At 67.8% G+C, this 19,039-nt stretch carries 24 protein-coding genes and 5 pseudogenes; 17 read left to right on the top strand and 12 right to left on the bottom strand.

The window, feature by feature from the left end; all coding sequences use genetic code 11:
- Positions 1–6 precede the first annotated feature (6 nt).
- Positions 7–1,056, bottom strand: coding sequence for a S8 family peptidase (locus V4Y03_RS04025; protein WP_332437104.1), 1,050 nt, complete (start codon positions 1,054–1,056; stop codon positions 7–9).
- A 463-nt stretch (positions 1,057–1,519) separates the two neighbouring features.
- Here V4Y03_RS04025 and V4Y03_RS04020 point away from each other — a divergent pair.
- Positions 1,520–1,918, top strand: a pseudogene (locus V4Y03_RS04020) (serine/threonine-protein phosphatase); the annotation flags it as partial.
- 26 nt (positions 1,919–1,944) lie between these two features.
- Here V4Y03_RS04020 and V4Y03_RS33845 read toward each other — a convergent pair.
- Positions 1,945–2,065, bottom strand: a pseudogene (locus V4Y03_RS33845) (serine/threonine-protein phosphatase); the annotation flags it as partial.
- Positions 2,066–2,329: 264 nt separating this feature from the next.
- Here V4Y03_RS33845 and V4Y03_RS04015 point away from each other — a divergent pair.
- Positions 2,330–2,503, top strand: a complete 174-nt coding sequence (locus V4Y03_RS04015; RefSeq protein ID WP_332434025.1) for a hypothetical protein — start codon at positions 2,330–2,332, stop codon at positions 2,501–2,503.
- Between the two features lie 20 nt (positions 2,504–2,523).
- Here V4Y03_RS04015 and V4Y03_RS04010 read toward each other — a convergent pair.
- The 3 genes and pseudogenes from V4Y03_RS04010 to V4Y03_RS04000 form a co-directional block, all read right to left on the bottom strand.
- A pseudogene (locus tag V4Y03_RS04010) lies at positions 2,524–2,990 on the bottom strand (transposase); the annotation flags it as partial.
- Between the two features lie 115 nt (positions 2,991–3,105).
- Entirely contained in the window at positions 3,106–4,176 is a 1,071-nt protein-coding gene (locus tag V4Y03_RS04005) for an SRPBCC family protein (RefSeq protein WP_332434024.1), read from the bottom strand.
- A gap of 3 nt (positions 4,177–4,179) precedes the next feature.
- Complete coding sequence (locus V4Y03_RS04000; protein ID WP_332434023.1) at positions 4,180–5,100, bottom strand: histone protein; 921 nt, start codon at positions 5,098–5,100, stop codon at positions 4,180–4,182.
- A 216-nt stretch (positions 5,101–5,316) separates the two neighbouring features.
- On the opposite strand from V4Y03_RS04000, the gene V4Y03_RS03995 reads away from it, so the two are divergent.
- The 8 genes from V4Y03_RS03995 (at position 5,317) to V4Y03_RS03960 (ending at position 9,121) form a co-directional block, all read left to right on the top strand.
- Positions 5,317–5,691, top strand: a complete 375-nt coding sequence (locus tag V4Y03_RS03995) for a gas vesicle protein GvpO (RefSeq protein WP_332434022.1) — start codon at positions 5,317–5,319, stop codon at positions 5,689–5,691.
- A gap of 28 nt (positions 5,692–5,719) precedes the next feature.
- The gene (gvpJ, locus tag V4Y03_RS03990; RefSeq protein WP_332434021.1) at positions 5,720–6,190 is read left to right on the top strand and encodes a gas vesicle protein GvpJ; all 471 of its coding nucleotides are present in this window, start codon (positions 5,720–5,722) and stop codon (positions 6,188–6,190) included.
- Between the two features lie 3 nt (positions 6,191–6,193).
- Positions 6,194–6,913, top strand: a complete 720-nt coding sequence (locus V4Y03_RS03985) for a GvpL/GvpF family gas vesicle protein (protein WP_332434020.1) — start codon at positions 6,194–6,196, stop codon at positions 6,911–6,913.
- 42 nt (positions 6,914–6,955) lie between these two features.
- Positions 6,956–7,204, top strand: coding sequence for a gas vesicle protein GvpG (locus V4Y03_RS03980; RefSeq protein WP_266976519.1), 249 nt, complete (start codon positions 6,956–6,958; stop codon positions 7,202–7,204).
- Between the two features lie 75 nt (positions 7,205–7,279).
- On the top strand, positions 7,280–7,648 hold the full coding sequence (locus tag V4Y03_RS03975) for a gas vesicle protein (protein ID WP_332434019.1): 369 nt from the start codon (positions 7,280–7,282) through the stop codon (positions 7,646–7,648).
- Entirely contained in the window at positions 7,645–8,493 is an 849-nt protein-coding gene (locus V4Y03_RS03970) for a GvpL/GvpF family gas vesicle protein (protein WP_332434018.1), read from the top strand. The genes V4Y03_RS03975 and V4Y03_RS03970 overlap by 4 nt, the downstream gene beginning before the upstream one ends.
- Positions 8,490–8,708 carry a gas vesicle protein gene (locus V4Y03_RS03965; RefSeq protein ID WP_332434017.1) on the top strand — a complete coding sequence of 73 codons (219 nt, stop codon included), beginning with the start codon at positions 8,490–8,492 and terminating at the stop codon, positions 8,706–8,708. Before V4Y03_RS03970 ends, V4Y03_RS03965 begins: the two co-directional genes overlap by 4 nt.
- On the top strand, positions 8,705–9,121 hold the full coding sequence (locus tag V4Y03_RS03960) for a gas vesicle protein K (protein ID WP_443079729.1): 417 nt from the start codon (positions 8,705–8,707) through the stop codon (positions 9,119–9,121). Before V4Y03_RS03965 ends, V4Y03_RS03960 begins: the two co-directional genes overlap by 4 nt.
- A 415-nt stretch (positions 9,122–9,536) precedes the next feature.
- Here the strand turns inward: V4Y03_RS03960 and V4Y03_RS03955 are convergent, their stop codons facing one another.
- Positions 9,537–9,818, bottom strand: a complete 282-nt coding sequence (locus tag V4Y03_RS03955) for a transglycosylase family protein (protein ID WP_332437102.1) — start codon at positions 9,816–9,818, stop codon at positions 9,537–9,539.
- A 432-nt stretch (positions 9,819–10,250) separates the two neighbouring features.
- Here V4Y03_RS03955 and V4Y03_RS03950 point away from each other — a divergent pair, with 432 nt between their 5' ends.
- The gene (locus V4Y03_RS03950; RefSeq protein WP_332434016.1) at positions 10,251–10,709 is read left to right on the top strand and encodes a hypothetical protein; all 459 of its coding nucleotides are present in this window, start codon (positions 10,251–10,253) and stop codon (positions 10,707–10,709) included.
- 118 nt (positions 10,710–10,827) lie between these two features.
- On the opposite strand, the pseudogene V4Y03_RS03945 reads toward V4Y03_RS03950, so the two are convergent.
- The 6 genes and pseudogenes from V4Y03_RS03945 to V4Y03_RS03915 form a co-directional block, all read right to left on the bottom strand.
- Positions 10,828–11,216, bottom strand: a pseudogene (locus V4Y03_RS03945) (class II glutamine amidotransferase); the annotation flags it as partial.
- A 626-nt stretch (positions 11,217–11,842) separates the two neighbouring features.
- Complete coding sequence (locus V4Y03_RS03935) at positions 11,843–12,139, bottom strand: DUF2188 domain-containing protein (RefSeq protein WP_332434015.1); 297 nt, start codon at positions 12,137–12,139, stop codon at positions 11,843–11,845.
- Between the two features lie 116 nt (positions 12,140–12,255).
- Positions 12,256–13,377: pseudogene (locus V4Y03_RS03930) on the bottom strand (glutamate--cysteine ligase).
- A gap of 150 nt (positions 13,378–13,527) precedes the next feature.
- Positions 13,528–13,701 (bottom strand): CsbD family protein, encoded by a 174-nt coding sequence (locus tag V4Y03_RS03925; RefSeq protein WP_332434014.1) that lies wholly within the window; start codon positions 13,699–13,701, stop codon positions 13,528–13,530.
- A 515-nt stretch (positions 13,702–14,216) separates the two neighbouring features.
- On the bottom strand, positions 14,217–14,894 hold the full coding sequence (locus V4Y03_RS03920; RefSeq protein ID WP_332434013.1) for an HAD family hydrolase: 678 nt from the start codon (positions 14,892–14,894) through the stop codon (positions 14,217–14,219).
- An 11-nt stretch (positions 14,895–14,905) separates the two neighbouring features.
- Positions 14,906–15,871: a TIGR03557 family F420-dependent LLM class oxidoreductase gene (locus tag V4Y03_RS03915; protein WP_332434012.1), complete on the bottom strand. Its 966-nt coding sequence runs from the start codon at positions 15,869–15,871 to the stop codon at positions 14,906–14,908.
- A 328-nt stretch (positions 15,872–16,199) separates the two neighbouring features.
- Here V4Y03_RS03915 and V4Y03_RS03910 point away from each other — a divergent pair, with 328 nt between their 5' ends.
- The 6 genes from V4Y03_RS03910 to V4Y03_RS03885 all read left to right on the top strand — a co-directional run bounded on the left by V4Y03_RS03910 (position 16,200) and on the right by V4Y03_RS03885 (position 18,877).
- A complete protein-coding gene (locus tag V4Y03_RS03910; RefSeq protein WP_332437101.1) occupies positions 16,200–16,889 on the top strand; it encodes a HemK2/MTQ2 family protein methyltransferase in 690 nt (229 codons plus the stop codon).
- Positions 16,890–16,950: 61 nt separating this feature from the next.
- Positions 16,951–17,151, top strand: coding sequence for a CDGSH iron-sulfur domain-containing protein (locus V4Y03_RS03905; RefSeq protein WP_443079861.1), 201 nt, complete (start codon positions 16,951–16,953; stop codon positions 17,149–17,151).
- A complete protein-coding gene (locus tag V4Y03_RS03900) occupies positions 17,148–17,456 on the top strand; it encodes a hypothetical protein (protein ID WP_332434011.1) in 309 nt (102 codons plus the stop codon). The genes V4Y03_RS03905 and V4Y03_RS03900 overlap by 4 nt, the downstream gene beginning before the upstream one ends.
- 2 nt (positions 17,457–17,458) lie before the next feature.
- Positions 17,459–17,944 (top strand): flavin reductase family protein, encoded by a 486-nt coding sequence (locus V4Y03_RS03895; protein ID WP_332434010.1) that lies wholly within the window; start codon positions 17,459–17,461, stop codon positions 17,942–17,944.
- Positions 17,945–18,048: 104 nt separating this feature from the next.
- Positions 18,049–18,204 carry a DUF6131 family protein gene (locus V4Y03_RS03890; RefSeq protein WP_332434009.1) on the top strand — a complete coding sequence of 52 codons (156 nt, stop codon included), beginning with the start codon at positions 18,049–18,051 and terminating at the stop codon, positions 18,202–18,204.
- A gap of 109 nt (positions 18,205–18,313) precedes the next feature.
- Complete coding sequence (locus tag V4Y03_RS03885; protein ID WP_332434008.1) at positions 18,314–18,877, top strand: sigma-70 family RNA polymerase sigma factor; 564 nt, start codon at positions 18,314–18,316, stop codon at positions 18,875–18,877.
- Positions 18,878–19,039: the final 162 nt, after the last annotated feature.

The raw sequence follows: 19,039 nt of genomic DNA, 5'->3' as shown, positions 1-19,039 counted from the left end.
GCGAGGTCACGCTTGCTCGGCTTGGCCCTTGTAGTGGACCTTGAAGTCGACCTTGCGCTGGCGGTCCTCCGTGCGCTGCGGCGCCTCGGTCTGGAGCAGGCGTGCCTTGCTCGCGTCCAGCACGACCTCCGCGGAGCCGTCCTTGAGCACCGCCTCCGGGTCGACGAGCACGGCCAGACCGGAGCGATCCGCCTTCTCCCCCGCCACGTCGATGTACCCAGCGACGGTGTACAGGCCGGGTGCCATGCGCATCGTGGTCGAGCCTTCGACGTAGACGTTCCACGGCCAGGGGTCGCCGGCGAGGTTGACGCCGACCCAGCCGCTGGCGGGCTTGCCGTCCTTGCCGACCAGCTTGATGTTCAGGTCGTAGCGCTCCTTCTCCTTGAGCAGTGCCACGGAGGTGCGGGTCACCTGCCGGCCAGTGGCCGCGTCGGTGGCTGTCACGTAGCCGGCGTGACGGCCTACCGAGGCGGTCCGCGGGTCACCGGTGACGGGGACGGTGGCGGTGCCGCGCGCGGGGACGGTCACCTCGGCCGCTCTCAGAGTGAACGGCACGTCGTCATCGGTCAGCGCCAGGTTCAGGGTGACGTCGGAGGAACCGGCGTTGGTGAAGGTCAGGTCCTTCGTGACAGCGACGTCGCTCGGCTCGTGCGGCCAGGTGTAGTTGCCGAAGAAGAGTGACCCGGTCGCCCGGACCGTGGTCCGCACGGCGGCGGCCACGTCGAGGCGGCCGGTGCCGACCTCGTACGGCGAGTACCCGCCTTCCAGGCCCTTCGCGGTGCTCGTCAGGTGTTCCTTGAGCTGCGCGCCGGTCCAGTCCGGGTGCCGCTGGGCCAGGATCGCCGCCACGCCCGCGACGAGCGGGGTGGCCATCGACGTGCCGCTGATGGTGCGGTAGAGACCCTCCCCGCTATCGGTCATCGCCTGTGACCTGGCGGCGGTGATGTCCACGCCCGGCGCCGCGATGTCCGGCTTCATGCCACCGGACCAGGCCAGCGGGTTGGTGCTGGAGAAGGACGCGAGCCGGTCCTGCTTGTCCGTGGCGGCCACGGTCAGCGCCGCGGCGGCCGCACCCGGGGCGGAGATGCTCTCCGGGCCCGCGTTGCCGGCGGCTGACGAACAGCGTGCCGTACTGCGCGGAGAGCGCGTCGACTCACCGTCGACTGGGAACCGGGCAACACACCTGCGATGGTCTCCCTGACCCACCAGGGCATCAGGCGGATGGAGGCCGACGAGGAAGAACGCGGCTGAGCTCCGGCCGGGAGCCGGCCGCCCTCGGCGCGCCCGTCGGCACGCGCGGAAACCCGCGTGGCGCACCCGGCCGCCGAGGAGCATTTCTGAAGGCGCGTAGCGGTACAGCCCGCCGCCAGGACCGTCTCGGCGAAGGACGGCGACAGCACCGGGAAGCCGCGTGCGAGCACCGGGTGGGAGAAGGTTTGCCGCACAGTCGGGCCAACAGGTGCGCCGGCATCGTAAGAGGGCCACATCGCCGGCCCGCCGCCCGGTTGGAGGTAACTGGATGGCAGCCGGACAGCGTGGGGACCCGGACCGCTCCGAGAGTTTCGGGGAGGAGCTCCTGGGTGTGTTCCTGGACCGCGCACACGAGCTGCCGCCCCATCTGGTCGCACCGCACGTCGCCGACGCGGTGGCCCGGCTGGGGGCCCGAGACCCGCAGATCCTGCTCCAGGACTACGGACAGCAGCAGCTGGTCCCCTTGCCCGGCGAGGGCCTGGCGGCCGGCGATCCGCAGCCCGTCGACAGCTCCGTAGCGGGCCGGTGCTTCCTCGACTCAAGCCCTGTCGAGGTCGTCCTGCCCAACGGTGTAAGGGGCCACCTGCCGCTGCTGCACGGCGGCGATCCGGCGGGAGTCCTGTCCGTAACCCTGGATCGGGTCGACGACGACGATCGCCACATCCTGGTCGGCAACGGCCCGGTCCATGAAGGCGTTGTAGGCGGGCTCCAGGACCCCCGCGACCGCGACGCGGGGCATCACCATGGCCAGGGGAGGCAGCAGGGACCACTGGATCTCCGCGGCGACGCTCATCGGCTCGGTGCGACGGGTGCGGGTCCCCGCCTTCGGCCCACCTATCAGGCGGCACCCGTGACAGCAGTCCCTGTACAGCGTCGCCTCGATCATCGGCTGGCGCTGTCTGCCATCCCGCAGACCCGTTGATCTATGTGCGATCGCACTCACTCGTCCGAGGCGGCCTCCTGCAGGTGCGCCATCGCAGGCAACGACCTGGTCAATCGAGCTGCAGGCAACCGAAATCTGTGCCGTATGCCTGTTCTTCCCCGCCCCGGGTAGGGGCGTCTGTAGAAAGGGGCGGACATGAGCGCCAGCGAGAAGGTCAAGGCCAAGGCCGAGCAAGTGATCGGGAAGGCAGTCAGGAAGGCAGCGCATGCCCTAGGCAACGAAACCACTGCGGCTAAAGGCGCCGCGCTGGAAGCCCGCGGCAAGGGCCGTCATGTAAAGGAAAAGGGCAAGGACGCGTTCGGGACTTGACCCGGAATCCTGGACACGGGCTATGCGGCTTGGGCCAGGGTAGTTGATGTTGTGTCGAGGGCTGTCTCGTAGGCGATGGGACTGAGTTGTCCGAGGTGGGAATGACGACGTCGGGTGTTGTAGCGGTTGAGCCAGCGGAACGCGTCGAGACGGGCCTCGCGTTCGCTGGACCAGTGCTTTCGGCCCTGAAGAGTCTCGCGTTTGAACGTTGCGTTGAAGGACTCGGCGAGCCGTTGTCCGCCGAGCTGCCGATCGCGCTCATGGACTGGCGGACGCCGGCCTGGCGGCAGGCGTTTGCGAAGACCCGGCTGGTGTACTGGGCCCCGTGGTCGGTGTGCAGGACCACTCCGGCGAGGCTGCCGCGGGTGCGTTCGGCGGCGGACAGGGCGTCGGTGACGAGGCCGGTGCGCATGTGGTCCGCGATCGCCCATCCGGCCAGGCGGCGTGAGGCGAGGTCGATGACGGTGGCCAAATACAAGAACTTCCCGCCGTTCTTCATGACCACGAGATGTCCGTTCTCAGACCCTCAGGATCCAGTGTCTCGTGTGTCCAGGATCAAGGGGCAAGGCCCGTACCCCTCGGGCCCCGCCCCCCGGCCCCCGCTACCGTCGACGGCGCGGACGGCTTGATTCGTCGGCTTCGCCCTCGTCGTCCTCTTCAGGAACATCCTCCTCGGCGTACTCCTCCTCGCCCTTGGCGTAACTACCGTCGGGTTCCTCTTCGTCTTCCTCAGGCTCTTCCTCCTCGGGCTCTTCGCCTTCCTCGAACTCGCCGCCCTCCTCGTCGTCTTCGTACTCCCCTTCCGCCTCGCCCGCGTCCTGGTCTTCGTCGTCTTCGTACTCCCCTTCTTCCTCCAGCGCCTCTTCGTGGGTGACGACCACCTCGCCGTCTCGGATCTCGCCACGCCAGCCCTCCGGCTCGTCGGTGGTGAGTGAGACATGCCGCAGGAAATGCTTGAGGTCCAGGCGCAGGCGGCGGCCTTGAGCGCGCCACAGGTTGCCGGTCTTCTCAAAGAATCCGGAGGGGTAGTACTCCACCACCACGACGATGCGGGTCAGCGACGGAGCGAGCTCGTGGAAGCTGACGCAGCCACGGGTGGTTCCCTTGGCGCCTTCGGAAGTCCAGACGATCCGCTCGTCGGGTACCTGCTCCTGAACGGTGGCCTTCCAGCCGCGCGTCGAAGGCCCGACCTTGACTTTCCAGTCGCTGGTGGTGTCATCGTTGCGCGAGACGTCGCGAACGCCCTTGGCGAAGCCACTGAAGTCCTCGTACTGCGACCAGTGGTCATACACGGTGCGCAGCGGCAGGCCGACATCAATGAACTCGACGATGTTGATGACCTTCCCGCCGCTCTTACGGCCCTTCTTGCCCTTGCCGAAGATTTGGGAGGCGGCGCCGGTCACCTTGTCCTTGAGGCCACTGAGGCCCTGGCCCATCATCGCCTTCATGGGCGAGTCGCCCTGCAGCATCCGCCCCCCAACACCGGCGACGTCGGAGAGCTTCCCGTTGCCTTGCGCCACGTCCGTGAGCTGATCGGTCACGTCCCCCAACTTGTCCGACGCCTTGTCCGCAAGTTGCTCGGCTTGGGCGCCCAGGAATGACGTCAGCTCTTCGAGCAGCTGGTCCAGTCCCGACTTCGGTTCTTTCGCGCTGGCGCGTTCTGACTGTGCCATGACCTACCTCCGCGTGGACGGCTTGCGGCCTGACGTCTTCTTCGCCGCCGTTTTCCTGGCCGCCGTCTTGCGTGCGGGTGTGCGCGCTGTGGTCTTCTTTGCCGGCGCCGTCTTGCGTGCCGACGTGCGCGCTGCGGATTTCTTCGCCGGCGCCGTCTTACGTGCCGACGTGCGAGCTGCGGTCTTCTTCGCCGGCGCCGTCTTGGCCGCCTTCTTGCCGGCGGTCTTGGCAGGCGCGGCCTTCTTGGTCGGCTGGGCCTTCTTGGCGGCTGCGGAGCGGGCTGAAGGCTTCTCCGCTGAGCCCTTCTTCGCCGCGGTCTTCTTGGCCGCCGTCTTCTTGGCAGGCGCTGCGGATTTCGAGGCGCTCGGCCTCCGCGTCCTTCGGGGCCGGGGCTTTTCCTGAGGCTCTTCTTCTTCCTCTTCTTCCCCCTCTTCCTCCGGCTCGTACGCCTCCTCCGCTTCTTCCTCTTCCTCCTCCGGCTCTTCTTCCTCCTCCTCGGCCTCCGGCTCCGCGTAGCCCTGTTCGTCCTCGTCCTCGTCCTCGTACTCGCCCTCGGTTTCGTACTCGTCCTCGTACTCGGAGGGCTCCTCTTCGTCTTCCCTCTTGCCCGCGCTCGTCAGTTCGAGGGTGCGGTGGTGGAGCGAGTCGGCGATGTCGCCGAGCTTGCGATTCGCCGCGGCTCCCAGAGCCTTCTTGCCCGCGTCCAGGGCCTCGCCCCGCAACTGTTCGCTGATTTCAGCGAACTGGGGTGTCTCCTTGAGCTTGCCGAGGCCCTCCATCATGAGCTGACGCGGCTCAAGGCCGAAGCGGCGGCCGGCAAGGTACGTGGCCACTGTGAGCGCGAGGCGGCCCTTCTTGGTGCGTCCGAGTACGTAGCCCCCGGCCACAGCGGCCGCGAGCGCGTATTTGGTCGTGTCCTGCATGAGCTGTATCCCTTCATCAGGGCGTTTGCGGGCTGTACGTCGCCGCCCAGGAATACCGTCCGGGCCTGCGGACCGTGCGGCGGTGTTCTGCGCCGGCAGCCGAAGAAGCGGCTCCGCTCGGGGGTCTCTACACCGCCCACCCCCACACGGGAGATGTGTCGCTATATGATGACATTGTAGTTTCAGCGAGCGGTGTTCCCCCAGTGGAGTGACCACATGGCCGCAGCAGAACCGACCCGTCCGAGGAGAGCCCGCCCCCGCCCGGCTGAGGACGCCGAGGAACAGAAGCGGCCGTCGTCACGCCGCGCTTCCGCCAGGCGGCCGTCAGGGGCTCTCAACGCGTCTTCGGCGATGCGTTCCGCAGCTGGGCAACTCGCCCAACTCCTCGGGAGGCCCCCCGACTCCGTCTCGTCGCTCAAGCCCACCGAGGACGGCTGGGAGGCACAGGTGGAAGTGGTGGAACTGGACCGCATCCCAGACACGACCAGCGTGATGGCCAGCTACAAGGTCGCCCTGGATCCCGAGGGGCAGCTGGTGTCCTACGAACGAACCCGCCGGTACAGCCGAGGCATGATCGACCGGCCGACCTGAAGACGGGCCGCCCGGGAAAGGAGGCGCCATGACCATGGTGCCGCAGAGCGGCAGCAGCGTAAGCAGGGGCGGAGGCGGCCCAGGCGGCAGCAGCCTCTATGACGTGTTGGAGCTCATCCTCGACCGCGGTCTGGTCATCGACATTTTCGTCCGCATCTCCGTGGTGGGCATCGAACTCATCAAGATCGACGCCCGCATCGTGGTGGCCAGCGTCGACACCTACCTGCGGTTTGCCGAGGCATGCAACCGGCTCGATCTCGAAGCAGGCCGAAAGGCACCCGCCCAGCTCCCCGAGGTCGTCGGAACCATGATGGAAGGCGGGGCCAGCGGCAAGACCAAGGGTGCGATCGGCGGGGCTGTCGAAGCCGTGACTGAATCGCTGACCGGCCGCTCCGCCAAGGAGGAACCGGAGGAAGAACCCGAGGAAGAGCCAGAAGAAGAGCCTGCCCCCAAGAAGCGGCGTCCCGCCCGGCGCCCCGTCCGCCGGGAAAGGGAGTAACCGATGGCGCTCTACGTGTACGCGATCACCGGTAAGGACCATCCCCACCGCCTTGACGGTCTGACCGGAGTGGGCTCCCAGCCCTCACCCGTACGTACCATCGCCGCCGGACGCCTGTGCGCGGTGGTCAGCGACATCTCCGAAGAGATCCGGCCCAAGCGCAGGGACCTCCAAGTCCATCAGGAGGTGCTGGAATCTCTCATGACCGATGCCGTGGTCCTGCCGCTACAGTTCGGCTACTTCGCCTCCGACGATCAAACCGTCCAACAGGCCCTCGAAGAGAACACGGAGAGCTACATCGCCACCCTTGCGCGACTTGACGGTTGCGCCGAGTATCACGTGAGGGCAACCCAGGCGGACGAGGACGAGCTGCTGCGTCAGATCCTTCAGGATTCCCCCGAGGCGAGGGAACTCAACGAGCAGATCCGTGCCGGCGCGCAGGACCCGCAGCTGCCCCTCACCCTTGGGGAATTGATCGCCCGCGAAGTACAGGAACGCCAGGATTCGCTGGCCGCCGGACTCGTACAAGCGCTGATTCCCTACGGCCGAGAGCACACCACCCATCCGCCCTCCAGCCCCGACTTCCTCAATCTGTCGCTGCTGGTGCCCCATGACCGGACAGAAGATTTCCTGACGGCGGAGGCCAGTCTCGCTCAACAGATCGAGAGCGGCGTGGACTTCCGGCTCACCGGCCCACTGCCCCCGTACAGCTTCGTTCAGTGACCCGGCGACCTCCGAACGGAGAAAGGAAGGAGGACACTCACCATGGGACTGTTGACAGGCCTGCTCACCCTTCCCATCGCGCCGGTGCGTGCAGTCGTGTGGGCCGCCCAGCAGGTCGCGGAGAAGGCCGAAGACGAGTACTACGACCCGGCCCCGGTGTGGCGCGAGCTCGCCGACCTGGAGCGGCGACTGCTGAACGACGAGATCGACCAGGACACATTCGACCGCCGGGAGGACGAGCTGATCGACCGGCTCGAGGAGATCGCAGAGTTCCGCCGACAATCTCCCTGACGGGGAAGCGAGGCCGTCATCGTGTCTGAGCCACTACCCAGCCGACTCGGATCCTTCCCGTCCCGAGCCGCCCCGATGCCATACGGGCAGAGCACCTCCAGCCTCGCCGACATCCTGGAGAGAGTCCTGGACAAGGGCATCGTCATCGCCGGGGACATTCGCATCAACCTTCTCGACATCGAACTGTTGACGATCAAACTCCGGATCCTGATCGCCTCCGTGGACAAGGCGAAGGAGATGGGCATCGACTGGTGGGAGCACGACCCCTCGCTCTCCTCGCGTCACACAGGCAGCCCACTCGAGCAAGAGAACCGGCGACTGCGCGCCGAGCTGGAGGCCCTACGCCGTGATCGCCTCGGTGGTGAAGAGTTCCCACCCCACACCACCAGTGAGGAATCCGAGGGAGATACGGGCGGTGGGACCGCACGGGGGCGTAGGCCATGACCACACCCAACGACGCCCTCACCTACGTCTACGCTGCAGCCCCGCTCACGACAGGCCTCCGAGAAGCTCTGATGGGCCTCCACGGGATCTACGGATCCCCTGTCCTGTTCGTCACCGCACCACCCGGCACGGGCGGCCCAGCGCCGCCCCTGGCCTTCGCCACCAGCCACGTACCACGGCGTGACTTCAACGAGAGCGCGCTGAAGAACCACTTCGAGGACCTGGAGTGGCTCGAGGATGTCGCCCGCGCCCACCACGACGTCGTACAGGCCCTCTCCATCCACGCCACAGTCCTTCCCCTACGCATGGCCACCGTCTACCAGGACGACGACCGCGCCGGCCAAGCTCTTGCAGAGCAGCACGACGCATTCGCCGAAAGACTCGCCCAGCTCACCGCCCACACCGAATTCGGCGTGAAAATCTACCTCGCACCCACCGCAGCCCCGGCCGGCACCGGACCCGTCCCCGACGCCAGCGCTGCCACTACTCCGGGCAAGGCATACCTCCAGCGCCGTAAGGCTCAGCACAACGCCAAGGAAGCCGTGTACAGCCAAGCGCAAGAGGCCGCCGGAATCATCGAAACCGTCGCCTCCCGATACGCCTCGCAGCACGTGCGACACCCCGCCCAGAGCGGCACCCTGACCGGGCCCGTCGAAAACGTGCTCAACGACGCCTACCTCGTCCCCGACGCGTACGCGGAGCCGTTCCGGGCCGCGATCGAAGCGGCCGTCGGCGTCTTCGATGGCATTCGTGTCGAAGTGACCGGGCCCTGGGCGCCCTACTCCTTCGCCATGCCGACGGTCGAGCGCCAGCACTCAGCCCCTGGCGAGGAGCACGGCTCATGACTCTCGCGGAGCACGGAGAACCGCTTCCCGGGCGCCAAGTGGCGCTGGTGGACCTCCTCGACCGGTTGCTCAGCGGCGGCGTGGTCATCACCGGCGACATCGTTCTGTCAATCGCCGACATCGATCTCGTCCGGATCTCGCTGCGCGCGCTCATCGTGTCCGTCAGCTCCGAGAACCGCCCAGGCACGGGCGGCCCAGGGGGGCGGCCAGCATGAGTGAAGAACACCCCGAACGGCACAGCGCCCCGTCACCGCATCCCGGTCCCGGCCTCCGTGACGTCGGTGACTCGATGTCGCAAGCCTTCCGGCTTATCCAGGCGCCTCCCACGCCGAACAACACACCCCCGCGCGCAGCTCACCGTATATACACCGACCGCGACACAGTGGAAGAGGACCTACTCAAACTTGTCCTCACCCTGGTCGAACTCCTGCGTCAGCTCATCGAGCGCCAGGCATTGCGCCGCGTGGACGCAGGAGACCTCACAGACGAACAGGAGGAGGAGCTGGGAGCCACGCTCCTGGCACTCCACGACCGGCTGGCCGAGCTGTGCGCCCAGCACGGCTACGCGCTGGAGGACCTCAACCTCGACCTCGGCCCACTGGGACCTCTCCTTCCACCCCGGACCTGAAAACTCACAGACCAAAGCCAGCCCGGATAGCAGTACCCGTCAGGTCCCAACTCTGCATGGAGGACGCACCACTGCCCAGCCGACCGACTGGATAGCTCGGGATGGCGGAGGTGGACACCGCGAACGCCACCCCGCCTGCGCCCAGTGGGTGGTCCCCGCTCTCACCGGGCCTGATGATCACAAGGGCCTCCACCGCAGCGCGGCGAACACCAACCATCCACCTCACAGATCCACTGCCTATGGCGACATGCAGGTTCGCTGAAGCCTCACCTGCCCGAAGTCGAGAACTCGTACCTGGCGCGCTGACGGTGCCCGGCCGGATCTCCCGGTGCCACATGCACGCCCCCGTTCCATCCCACGGGTACGAGGCCGGTGAGGCCGTCTACCGGTTCCCTACCGGTTCCCTACCGGTTCCCTACCGGTTCCCTACCGGCGGGCACCTCCAAGCACCCATACCCTGCAACGCAGCCAGCCTCTTGGCCGTGGCGATCTGCTCCGATTTCGTAGCCAGGTCGGCTCGGACAGCGTACCTACGGCCACCCGCGGCCCTCCAGCTCGACGGGGTGAACTGCAAGCCGCCGTAGTGCCCATTGCCCGTATTGGCACGCCAGTTACCACCGGACTCGCACTGGGCGATCGCGTCCCAGTCGACGCGAGGTCTCGAAGAGTGGGCGGCCGCATCGGCGGAATCGGTCATTGCTGCCTGACATAGGAGCACTGCGCAGAGCAGGGCCAGGATGGTGCTTCCGGTTCGCTGGCTCTCTTGGAAACGAGACATCAGTCCTCCTTCGCTGTCGGTCAGACCAGCCCCGCGCGTCCGGCTAATCCCGCCTGTGGCTGTCGGGCCATGCAGGCAGCACAGCACGCCTCCATGCCGCCTCCCGGCCCTTTCCGACATGCGAACGGCCGACGCCACCCGTTCGGCGGCCGCAGGCGTGGCTGTCGGGCTCACCGTGTCTGCTATGCCCGACCGGAGTAGAGCCCCAGCTCGGCGCCGCGCGTTCAGCCACTCGCCGCGCGATCATTGTGGTGGGGGTCCTTCGACCGCTGGCTCACCCTGAGGATCGGGGCCAGCTCGCACCAGCAACGAAGCCGGTGGCTGTTATGGCCGGGATGGAGAAGCACACCAATGACCAGTCGACATGACGGTAACGAGTTCCTGTTCCCCTCTGGAGAGCCGCCAGAGGGCGTGTACACAGTGGGCGAACCCGGCCAGGTCGACGAGCCATCGGCCCGAGCCGACGGCAAGTCCACTGCCAAAGAGAAGGCCGCCGCGGTCAAGGAACACACCATCGCGAAAGCCAAGCAGGCCACCACGCAAGTCCGTGAGAAGGCTGGCCATACAGCTGAGCTGGCAAAGGGCAAGACACCTGAGCAGATCCTGCACGCAGCAACACAAACCGCAGCGCACGTCCGCGACACCGCATCCCGAGCCGGCCACCTCGCAGCCGACAAAACCCCCGACGGAGTCCGTGAAAAGACTGTACGCACGGCGCACGCGGCAGGATCGAAATGGACCCCACTGCTTACAGCGGGGATCGCCCTCGTCGTCTTTCTCCTCGTGCGCCGCAGTCGGCGGAACCGCTGAAAGCAGCGCACGGCCGGCCTGCCCAAGGGAGGGCGGCGCGACCTACGGGACCCTCCTGAACGGTCGCCCGAAACCTACCCCCGCAGAGTTCATCCGCAGTGCAGCGATGCGCATGCTCGGCAAAGCAGAGGTCGCGCTGCAGTCGGGGGAAGTCCGCGATGGCCCCGTTGTGCATCCACAGCCAGCGGCCATGGCGGAACGGGTGACAGTTCGTCTGCTGGACCGCGGAGCCCGTGGAGGCACGGACGTGAGCGAAGAACAAGGGGGGGCGGACATGCGCGGCGAGCTCTCGCAGGTTGCGGTTGTTCCAGGCCGGTCCGACATCGCGGAAGACCGCCGGCGTTCCGTCGCCGTCCGGGCTGTACCAGCCGACGCCGAAACCGTCGCCGTTCGTCGACTCGACACCCATCCTCGCGTGGAGGCTCTGGTTGATCAGTGAGTGCTCGGGGCGGTAGAGCACGGCGCGAACAGCAGGGGCGAACCCGAGTACGCGAGCCAGCGACACATGCCCACCATGCCCTTCGATGCCTCCCTCGAGCCTACGCGGGGGAGGACCCCCACCCCGCCGCTGCCCGGTCTGGTGGGCGTCCACCTTCACCAACGCATCGACAGGGCGTTTTTGCGGACTGACTGCCAGGTACGTCGGGCAAGCGACTACTTCATCGGAAATTGACTACACGCCGAGCAAGGAGAGTGCTCGTGAGAAGTGGTGCGACCGTAGGGTCGAGGGCGATCCGCGGGGGTTCAAAGGCTTCATCGAAGAACGCGGGCAGGAAACCGGTGGGTGGCGCGGCCGCATCACCCCGGGCAGACCAATGCGGCAACGAACCCCACTGGGAAGGCGGGTAGGCCGATGGACGGATGAGCGCCGCCCCAAGAGGCTGTCAGCCCTCGACGCCGACGGCGTCGTGCGCAGTCCTTCGTGCCCGCCCAGCGGGGCGAGTCCGCTCGTGCGGGGTCGCCCATGTGCTGTTCGCGTTCACTCTCCGTTCCTGCCTTGTGCAGTGGCAGCACGCTCTGTGAAGGCCAAGAGCCCCACGGGCCGGGAAGCCGAGCGCCCATCACGCATCGTCGCCTGCCTCAGTCGCGGGGTCCCATCAACTGGCACCCTGAGTATGACCGGAAAGACACTCCTAGAAGAGGCCCCCGCGCGCGCCTGTCCTGCGGCCGCGTTCATCGGGGGACGTCATGGGAGCGTCGCCGTACGTGTAGGCGGTTCTGATGTGCCCGTCGCGGGCATGGACGATGACCTGTGCGGGGGTGTGCTCCTTGGCATGCCGGCGTGCGGAGTCGATCGCGTCTCTCTGGGTCCGGTGCGGCTCGTGCAGCAGCCGGCGGCCTTCCCTGCCCTCGACCTGCCACTTCACCCCCGCGGCCGCCGCCCGCTCGCCGGACGGTGCGACGTGGTAGACGGTCCGTTTCGCTGCCATCGTCCTTCTCCTCGCTTTTCAAGCGGACTTCCGACGCCGGAACGTCGCCGGCTTCCACGTAGCCGACTTCGTGGCCGGGGCCTTCTTCCCGCCCGCCTCCTTCGTCGGTCTTGGCATCAGGCTCGGGAGTCGCTCGTGATTCGCGCGCACTGGGTGACCACCGAGGTGAGACTGCCATGAGTGCGCAGGAGCTCGCGCTGGATGCGAGCCCCGTTGCCCCCTTCCAGCAGACCGGCGATGCCTCCGCGGACCCGTTCGTCGTCGCCGCACTCGACCAGGACTTCTCGGACATGGGCGTACAGCGCCTGGACGACCTCTGCCGCCGGCGCCTCTCGCATGGTTCCGGGATGGAGGAGGGGGCCGTCGAGGCCCGATCGGCCCGCCTGCCATGCCGCCAGCCGAATCAGGTCCGTGCTGACGCGGGAGGGCGGATCCCCTCCGCGCCAGGACCTGGCGGCGGTCTCGACGAGGGCGCGGACCAAGGCGGCGAGGAGTACGGGCGTCGACGCTTCGAGGCACACGTCCGCCACTCTGACTTCCACCGTGGGGTAGGTGGCCGACAGCCGGGCGTCGAAGTAGATCATCCCCTCGTCTCGCAGGACTCCGGTGTCGAGCATGGCACGGACCTGCTCGTGGTAGCGATCGGCGGAACCGAAGACGTGCATGGGGTCGGCCGAGGGCAGCCTGTTCCACACCCGGCTGCGATAACTCGCGTACTTGCTGTCCTGCCCTGCCAGAAGGGCGAGTTCGCGCTCGTCGCGGTCAGCACGGAGAGCCAGGGCCGGATCCTGTCCAGTACGGCGACACCTTCCTCGTCAGACTCGACCGAGACATGGACGTGACAGCCGCAGGTGAGTTGTTCCTGCGCGGTCAGGCCGAACTGTTCGCCCAGCCACGCGTATCGCTTGCCCGGGTTCAGCGAGGGCTGGGCGGGTAGCGGCGAGGCGGCAAGGGCTGCCACGAGGGCGCCTGCGGATGCGGCGTGCCGACAGGCCTCGGCACGGCACCGAGTGACTTCATCCCCGAGTTCGCCCATCTCCGTCACCGGTTTGGTGGCGAACTCCACCTGTTCCTTCTGCAGTTCCTTCTCGAGGGCGTGTTCTGACGCGCCGTCACCCTCGCGGCTGCCGACCTACGGACCGGTCCGCAGCCGCGAGGACAGCGCCGACCAGAGCGAGGGACTCCCCACTGCGGGCATGCACGAGAAGCAGCTCTTCCTCCACACCCACGCTTCTCATTCGGCCACCGCCGTTCGCCCCTTTCCATGAGCGGGAAGACCTGCTGTCTCACATGGGTGCCCCTGATGTGTTCGTGGGCAACAGCTCTTCGCCGGCCCATCGTGCTCGGCACCCACCGCGGCTCCTCGACCACGGCTCACCGTCGGCGGGTCAGCCCTTGAAGACGTCCTTGACCTTCTCCTTGGCCTGGCGGGCGTCCCCCTTCGCCTTCTCCGCACGTCCCTCGGCGGTCATGCGTTCGTTGCCCACCGCACGGCCCGCCGTCTCCTCGAGCTTGCCCTTGGCCTGCTCGGCCTTGGCTCGGCCCTTTTCCTTGCTCGACACGATCGATCACTCCCTGGGAAGTATTATCAAAACGGTACATATAAGTTCTTACCGGCATTCCGACCGGCAAACCTGGGGAAGCTCTCGACGCCTCTCGACGGGCGGAACGGACAGTAACCATGGCCGCCCCCTCAGCGCCCACCGGATGGTTCCGCTCCGCCGCACGGTCAGCACGGTCTGTTCTCATCAGACGCGAGTACGCGGCAGCCCTGGCAGCACAAGGAAGGGAAGGCGACATGCCTCGTGGATCGAGTCCGAAGCGGGAGCGACAGTACGATCCCTTGAGGGCGAGTCGCCGCCGAAGCGCGTAGGCCAGAGAGCGGGAAGCGGCGCGGCGGCCCCACGTACGACCGACTGTACGAAGAGGCCAAGCGCCGCAACATCTGGCCGATCGTCCATGAACAAGTCCGAGCTGAAGAAGTCCCTCGGCCGCTGACCGTTGCACCGGCCCGAGGACATCTCGCACGCGCGCAGTCCGACCACTGCTGGGGGCGCCGAAATACCCGATCACGAGATCACCCGGCTCTGGCCGACACGGCGGCGAGCGGGCTGTCAGCGAGATGGGCCAGCAGATCGGCGGGATCGCGGTACACGGCGGCGGCACCGGCTTCTTCCAGGTCGGCCCGCGGGATTCCGCCGCAGAGCAGGCCCACGGCAGTCACACGAGCGCGGGTGGCCGCCTTCATGTCCCACACGGTGTCGCCGACGAACACGGCCCGCTCGGGTGGCACCTGGGCCAGTCGGAGGGCGTGCCGGACGGGCTCCGGTGCGGGTTTGCCTTCCTCGACGTCATCGGACGTACTGGTTTCGGCGATGGCGTCGTCCGCGTCGATGGCTCGGCACAGGGCTGAGAGTTCGCTGCCTTTCGCCGACGTGACGAGGACGACCCGCCAGCCGCTGCCGGCGAGCGTGCGCATCAGGTCGGCGGCCGACGCCAGGGCGGGCAGACGGTCGAAGAAGGTGGCGTACAGGGTGTGGTGCGCGGCGCTCAGTCGGTCGTCCTGCGCTGGGTCGCGGTCGTCTCCCAGGAGGTGATCGAGCAGGTCCTCGCCGGGCAGGCCGATCGCCCGGTGGACGGAGTGCATCGGTACCTGGTGCCCGGCTTGGCGCAGTGCCTCCCACCATGCCACCACGTGAAGGTAGTTGGTGTCGGTAAGGGTCCCGTCGACATCGAAAAGCGCGGCACGGTCCATGGTTTCCCTCTTCACAGTTCCCGCAGAGCAGGGAGCAGCTCTGCCTGTGCCCAACGGAGGAAGGGCTCCTGCTGGTCGCCGCCGACTTGGACGAGGGCGATCTCGGTGAACCCCGCGTCGCGGAACGGACGTACCGCTTCGACGAACGCGTGGGCGTCTGCCCCGCAGGGGATGACGTCCGCTACGTCCTGGGGACGTATGTGCGTGCCGGCCTGTTCGAAGCTGGCGGGACCGGGGAGTTCCGCGTTCACCTGCCAGCCACCGAGGGACCAGCGGAACTGGTCGTGTGCCCGTGCGATCGCCGCGTCGCGGTCGGTGTCGTAGCAGACGGGCAGCTGGCCGATACGCGGCCTGCCTGCCCCACCGTGCGTGTCGAACGCCTCCAACAGCTCCCGGCGGGGCTCCGTGGCGATCACCAGGTCCCCGTACCGGCCGGCGATTTCGCAGGAGCGTTCCCCGGACACCGCGATGCCGATCGCAGGGGGGTCCTCGGGGAGATCCCAGAGTTTGGCGTTGTCGACGTCAAAGTGAGGGCCGCGGTGGCTGACCGTGTCCCCCGCCAGCAAGGAACGGATGATGCCGACGGCCTCTTCGAGCATCTCCAGACGCACCGGGGCCGCGGGCCAGCCGGCGCCGATGATGTGCTCGTTGAGGTTCTCGCCCGAGCCGAGGCCGAGCCGAAAACGGCCGCCGGACAGCATCTGCATGGTCGCGGCCTTCTGGGCGATCACTGTCGGGTGGTACCGGAAGGTGGGGCAGGTCACGAAGGTCATGAACGGTAGCGAGGACGTGGCCTGCGCGGCCGCGCCGAGAACACTCCATGCGTACGGCGCATGCCCTTGCGACTCCAGCCAGGGAAAGCTGTGGTCGGACATGACGGAGAAGTCGAAGCCGGCCTTCTCCGCGCCTATCGCGTGGGCGACCAGTTCGCGGGGCCCGGCCTGTTCGGTCATCATCGTGTAACCGAAGTGCGCCATAGACACCACTTTCTTACTTTTCCCCCGTTCTCACGAGTCGACAGCGGCGCCAAGTCACCGACAACCTCTTCCTCTCGCGCACTCCGCAGCCCGCCGTCCCGCGGCCGAGTAGCCCGGATGCGTCGAGCGGCGGACGAGGCGGCCCGGCGCCACAATGGAGCGTGTTCCGACTGGAAGGAGCCCCTCCCGCATCACAGTCGCCGAGCGGGAGACAATCCCGTTCCGGCTTCATCGGAAACGGCGGGCCAGGATTGGGGTCGAGATCCCGGACATGCGTTCCCTCGCCGACAACGGGATCCTCTCCGCGAACTCAGAGATCCGGAGGTTCATGGTGCCCAGTACGGCTCTGGCCTTCGACCCGCTTCCCAGGCGGCTGATCGCCCTGCCCGGCGTGTACCGCCCGCAGGCCGACACCTGGCTTCTCGCGGAAGCCCTATCCCATGAACCCATGGGCGCGGACAGCGACATCCTGGACATCGGCACCGGAACAGGTGCTCTCGCCCTGTCCGCGGCGCGTACCGGGGCCCGGGTCGAGGCCGTCGACGTCTCGTGGCCCGCGGTCATCGCGGCCGGCCTGAACGCCTTCCGGCAGCGACTGCCACTGAGAGTGATGCACGGTGATTTCGAGACCCGAGCCCAGGGCCGGCGCTTCGACGTCGTCCTCACCAACCCGCCTTACGTGCCCTCGGCCCGAGCGCGCCCGCCGTCGCACGGGGCCGCCCGCGCCTGGGACGGCGGCCCCGACGGGCGGGCGGTCATCGACCGCGTCTGCGCGTGCGCGCCGGCCTTGCTGCGCCCCGGCGGGGTCCTGCTGATGGTGCACTCCGGGATGTGCGGTCCACCGGCCACTCTTGCCCGTCTGGAAGCGGCCGGGCTGTCCGCTGGGGTGACCGCACGGGCCTCCGTCCCATGGGGTCCGGTACTGCGTGCGCGGCGGACCTGGCTGCGGAGGCAGGGCCTGGCGTGCGATGGCGACGAGCGCGAGGAGTTGGTGATCATCCGTGCCGAGCACCCCTGACGGCGTGACGCAGGCGGCCACCTCTACGACGGCCCGGCCCTCACCCGGACCCGCACGCCGGGTGGCCATCGACCCGCAGGGCCCGATCCTGGTCGAGGGCCCGGTGGAATTCGTGCTGGACGACGGGACCCTCGCCCGATCCGATCGGTTCATGGTCGCGCTGTGCACGTGTCGCCGCAGCCGTGCGTATCCCTGGTGCGACACCAGCCACCGCCGCCGGGAACGAGCTGTAGCACCCTCCGAGGACAGGAGCCTCAGATGACCCCGTCCAGCACGAGCGTCACGGAATCCGGCCCCCGCCTCGTCGCAGCGCGGGGTGACCTGTCGGGCGCCGTGGAGAGGGCCCTGCGGAGCGACCGGCCACCCGCGTACACCGAGGCCAGCGTCCGAAGGGCGGACCCCTGGGGAGAGGACCTCCAGCTCGCGCTGTACCTGCTGTACGAACTCCACTACCGAGGCTTCGAGGGCGTCGACGACGCACGCGAGTGGGACCCGGACCTGCTGCGTCTGCGACGGGAGAGCCCCCCGCCCCCGCCCCCGCCCCCGGACCCGGACCCGAGGAGCTGACCGTGGCCGGCCTCGACGGCTTCACCGACGTGCTCGACTACCCGATGTACGTCGTCACGGCGGCGGCCGACGGCGAGCAGGGTGGCTGCCTGGTGGGCTTCGCGTCACAGTGCTCGATCGACCCACCCCGTTTCATGGTGTGGATCTCCACCGCCAACCGCACCTACCGCATCGCACGCCACGCCTCCCACCTCGCCGTACACGCCCTGCGCCGCGACCAGACGCAGGTCGCCGAGCTGTTCGGCAGGCGGACCGGCGACGACATCGACAAGTTCGGCAGGGTGGCCTGGCGGCCAGGAGAAGGCGGAGCGCCGGTACTGGAGGACTCCTGCGCCTGGCTCGTGGGCCGAGTTCGGGAACGCGTCGACGGAGGAGACCACGTCGGCTTCCTGCTCGCACCTGTCACGCAGAGCCCACCCGGCCCTGCAAGGCCGCCACTCCTCCGGTTCAGTGACGTCGCGGACCTCCCGCCAGGGCACCCGGCCTGAGATCACGGGACAGAACCTCCCTGCTCAAGCTCCGTTCCCGGAGGCCATGAGCGGAAGGGACGCCTACTCTGATATGGAAGCAATCAGCAGAATCGGAGGACACCATGATCGTCCTCGGCGTCATCTTGCTCGTGATCGGCCTCGTGGCCGGCATCGGTATTCTCTGGACAATCGGGATCATCCTCGTGGTCATCGGTGCCATCCTCTGGATCCTCGGCGCGGTCGGTCACCAGGTCGGCGGGCGTCGGCACTACTGGTAGAGAGTCAGAACAGCCTCAATGCGACCGGGGGAAGCGCCGAACCCGGCATGTCAAACGACTCCGGCACTGAGAGTTCTGCACGTTCACTCTGCCCACCGTCGTCGGTGAGATGAAGCGCTTCTTCCGGACACCGGTTGGGCTGATTATGTTCCCCGCCGACTGCAGGAACTCCGCATGGAGGTGGCGAAAGCCGTCGACGCGCTGGAACAGCGCGAGGGGCACCGTCCAAGCCGTAGCGAACTCGCCGGCGAACTTTCACCTTACCGAGGCCGAAGTCGCCGAGACGAAGCTGGCCGTGAACGCCTACACCGTTCGTTCCCTCGACGCCTTCGCGGGCGACGACCCCCAGACCTCACAGGGCGCCGCCCTCAGCCGCAGCGCCGCCACGGAACCCGCGTACCAGCTGATCGACGACCTGGAGTCGCTGGGACCGCTGATCGCCCGACTCGACCAGCGTGACCGAGAGATTCTCGCCCTCCGCTTCGCACAGGAGCTGACCCAGGCCGAAATAGGCCGACGCGTCGGCCTCTCCCAGATGCACGTCTCACGCCTCCTCGCTCGCATCCTCAGCGAGCTGCGCACCGGCTGCTGCACGATGAGACCAAGGGCACGGACAGGAGGCAAGACCGCGACGGCTGAACGGAGGGCTCCGGCCATCCGGCCAAGGGCCTGAGCGCGGCGCCTGCATGATCAGGGGTGCCTCGCCGCGGCCGTCGGCGCCTGCACGGGTGCGGTGGGACACACAGGCAAGCTGCGGGTCGTGGGTGGATGGGGAACCATGGAGTCAGGCGCCGGATGATCGGCGGCCGTCTCACCACGTGGGCGGAGTGCCTTG

The organism is Streptomyces sp. P9-A4 (genome assembly GCF_036634195.1).
Taxonomy (GTDB): Bacteria; Actinomycetota; Actinomycetes; order Streptomycetales; family Streptomycetaceae; genus Streptomyces.
The sequence above is the reverse complement of the archived record's forward strand: the minus strand, read 5'-3'. Positions and strand labels throughout refer to the sequence as shown.